General features: G+C 63.2%; 2 protein-coding genes. Both read left to right on the top strand.

The window, feature by feature from the left end; all coding sequences use genetic code 11:
* Positions 1–68: 68 nt before the first annotated feature.
* Positions 69–2,792: a DUF4118 domain-containing protein gene (locus VJ604_RS11760; protein ID WP_324082688.1), complete on the top strand. Its 2,724-nt coding sequence runs from the start codon at positions 69–71 to the stop codon at positions 2,790–2,792.
* 188 nt (positions 2,793–2,980) lie between these two features.
* On the top strand, positions 2,981–3,918 hold a 938-nt coding region (locus VJ604_RS11755), incomplete at its 3' end, for a sensor domain-containing diguanylate cyclase (RefSeq protein WP_324082686.1).

Here is a 3,918-nt window from a genome sequence, read left to right as displayed (position 1 = left end):
GTTGGAGTTAGTGGTATGGGATGTAGAGCAGAGAGCTTCCTTAGCAATCTCCCTTCCATAAAAATCCGTTGACATCCGACCCCCTTGCGACATACTACTGCGCCATGCGCAACGATGAAGAGCACCGTCCATCACCGGAGGCATTCCTGCGGGTCGCCCGGGCCGAAGAGTCCCAGGAGGAGCGGGGGAAGCTGAAGATCTTCCTCGGCTATGCCGCCGGGGTCGGGAAGACCTACGCCATGCTGGAGGCGGCCCAACTGCGGCGGCAGGACGGCCGCGACGTGGTGGCCGCCTATGTCGAGTCGCACGGCAGGCCGGAGACCGACCGGCTGCTGGAAGGGCTTGACGTCATCCCGAAGCTGCGGGTCGACTACCAGGGGATCTTCCTCCCCGAGATGGACATCGACGCCGTGCTCGCCCGCCGTCCGCAGATCGCCCTGGTCGACGAGCTCGCCCACACCAACGCTCCCGGCGCCCGCCACGAGAAACGCTGGCAGGACGTGGAGGAACTCCTCTGCCGCGGCATCGACGTCTACACCACCGTCAACATCCAGCATTTCGAGAGCCTCAACGACATCGTGGCCCAGATCACCGGTATCACCGTTCGGGAAACGGTTCCGGACCGCCTGCTCGACCTCGCCTTCGAGATCAGGCTGGTGGATCTCCCCCCCGAAGACCTCCTGGAGCGGATGAGGGAAGGGAAGGTCTACTGCGGGGAGATGGCGGGGCAGGCCGTCGAGAAGTTCTTCAAGCCCGGCAACCTGATGGCCTTGCGGGAGCTTTCCCTGCGGCGCGCCGCCTCCCGGGTCGACGACCAGGTGCGCGCCTACATGGAGTCCTGTTCCATCCCCGGGCCTTGGCCGGTTGCCGAGCGGTTGCTGGTCTGCGTGAGCGGCAGCCCCTTCAGCGAGCGGCTGATCCGCACCACCAGGCGGCTGGCGGACGAGCTCAAGGCTCCCTGGCACACGGTCTACATCGAGACACCCGACAGCGACAAGCACAGCCGGGAAAACCGGCAGCACGTCTGGCGCGATCTGCGGCTCGCGGAGAGCCTGGGGGCGCAGGTGGCGAACATCACCTCCACCTCGGTGGCCGAGGCCCTGGTCGACTACGCGATCCAGAATAACGTCTCCAAGATCGTGGTCGGCAAGCCGGCCAAGCCTCGTTGGCGTGAATTCCTGCGCCAGCCGCTGGTGGATCAGATCATCAGGCTCTCCGGCACCATCGATGTGCACGTGGTCAGTATCAGCCACGATCCCGAGAAGAGTGCGGGCGTCAAGCCACCGAAGAGAGCGGCGGGGCGGATCGACTGGTCGAGCTACTGCAAAGGGGTGCTGCTGGTGGCTCTAGCTACCCTCTTGTGCCAACTGGTGCGCGGCTATCTCGCCCCGACCAACCTGATGATGATCTACCTGCTCATGGTGGTGCTGGCCGCCACCAAGCTGGGACGTCATCCTGCCGTCCTGACCGCCCTTTTGAGCGTTCTGAGCTTCGATTTCTTCTTCACCCCCCCTCGCTTCACCCTCGCGGTGGAAGATACCGAGTACATCGTCACCTTCGTCGCCCTCTTCACCGTTGGCGTGGTGATAAGCACCCTGGTCTCGCAGGCGCGTGAGCGGGCGGACACCATCCGCGACCGCGAGGTGCACACCGCGAGCCTTTATTACCTGAGCCGCGACCTCTCGGTGGCCTCCGACATCAAGGGGATCCTCGATGCCATGATCAAGAACATCGAGGAGAGCCTCGGCGCCAAGCTGGTCGTGCTGCTGCCGGAGGGAGAGCGCCTGGAGATCGGCGGCGCTTCCAGCGACATCCATTTGGGCATCAAGGAGCGCGCGGTCGCCGACTGGGCCTTCAGGAATCGCGCGGTCGCCGGCCGCGGTACCGACACCCTGGTTTCCTCCGAGCTTCTCTACCTGCCGCTGCAGACCAGCGGGGAGGTGCTGGGCATACTCGGGGTCAAGCTGAAAGAGGAGTCCGACTTTACCTCGCCGCTCAGCCGGCGGCTTTTATTGGCCTTCGCCACCCAGGCCGCTCTCGCCGTCGAGCGGGTCCGTCTCAGCAAGCAGGCCGAACAGGCGGAGATCCTGGAGGCGCGGGAAAGCCTGGAACGGGCCCTTCTGAACTCGATCTCCCACGACCTGAGGACCCCGCTGGTCTCCATAACCGGCGTCCTGGGGGCGCTATCCGAGCAGGAAGAGTCCATGAGCCGGCAAGCGCGCCGCGAGTTGCTCGATACCGCCCGCCAGGAGGCGGCCAGGCTGAACCGCTTTGTCGGCAACCTCCTCGACATGACACGCCTGGAGGCAGGCGCCTTGAAGGTCAAGCTTACCCCCTGCGACATCCAGGACCTGGTTGGCTGCGCGTTGGCCGCCGTGGACGCGTATCTGGGGAGCCGGGAGGTAAAGGTTCAGGTTCCCGATGATCTGCCGCCGGTGGGAATGGACCTGGTGCTGATGACCCAGGTGCTGGTCAATCTGCTCGACAACGCCATCAAGTACTCGCCTGCCGATACCGCCATCGAACTGATAGCCGGGGTGCGTGGCGACGCGGTGACTCTGGAGGTGTCCGACCACGGTCACGGGGTGGCGGAAGGCGACCTGAAGCGGATCTTCGACAAGTTCTATCGCATCCCGGTACCCGAGGGAGCTGGTGGCACCGGCCTTGGCCTCTCCATCTGCCGGGGGATCGTGGAGGCCCACGGTGGCAGCATCCGCGCAGAAAACCGTGACGGCGGCGGTCTCAGGATCACCATCATCCTTCCAATCCAATCCTCGCCGCCCCCAAACTAGCTCGGCTCTACCAGTGGCTGCCTCCATCCCAGGCCGCCGTTCGAACCCTTTTGTTCAATTAAAAGACCCACTTCCGCCTGCGCGTGTTTTTTCGTCATATTTTTGACAAGGGACCCGACACCCCTTATACTAATGAGAAAGTCACGGGCACCCTCCTCACAATGAGCCGGTAGTCCCGGGCCAACCAGATGGCCGCTTTCCCTCTTTCCGCCGCCGGCACCCGTGGAGCCTCCATGGACCTCAGCATCGACTCCTACAGAAAGATCATCGAGACCATTCCCGACGGTTTGTACATCGTGGACGCCAACAAGAAGGTCGCCTACTGGAATCACGCCGCCGAGCGCATATCCGGTTTCACCGCTGCCGAGGTTCTTGGGCAAAACTGCTCCGACAACCTGCTCTGCCATGTTGACGAAGGCGGCACCACCCTTTGCCATCAAAACTGTCCCTTCACCAATGCCGCGCACAACGGAGATTTCAAGGGGGAGGTGTTCCTGCGCCACAAGGACGGTCACCGGGTGCCGGTCGCCATCCACGTGACCACCTTGCATGACGATTGTGGCACCGTCACAGGCGAGGTGATGATCTTCAACGACATCAGCAGCAAGGCCACCATCGACCTGCGTCTCAAGGAACTGGAGACCCTTGCCCTGCTGGACAAGCTGACCCACCTGGCGAACCGCCACTACCTGGAGAGGGAACTGGAATCCCACCTTGAGGAGCTTTCCCGTTACGGCGTCCCCTTCGGGGTCATCTTCATGGACATCGACAACTTCAAGGCTGTCAACGACACCTATGGCCACGACGTGGGCGACCGCGTGCTGCAGTTCGTATCGCGGACGCTGCAGGCGAACTCGCGTCCCTTCGACCTCTATGGACGTTGGGGAGGCGAAGAGTTCGTGGGGCTCGCCAGGAGCGTAGGGGCTGCCGACCTGAAACAGATCGGCCAGCGCTTGCGCAGGCTGGTGGAAAAATCGTTCCTGATGGTGGAGGGACAGAAGTTGCATGTAACCATCTCGCTGGGCGCCACGCTGGCTCGTGAGAACGACACCCTCGCCTCGCTGATGCAGCGGGCCGACATGCTGATGTACCGGAGCAAGCGGGAGGGGAGGAACCGGCTTACCTT

This window comes from Geomonas sp., assembly GCF_035254065.1.
Classification (GTDB): domain Bacteria; phylum Desulfobacterota; class Desulfuromonadia; order Geobacterales; family Geobacteraceae; genus Geomonas.
The sequence above is the reverse complement of the archived record's forward strand: the minus strand, read 5'-3'. Positions and strand labels throughout refer to the sequence as shown.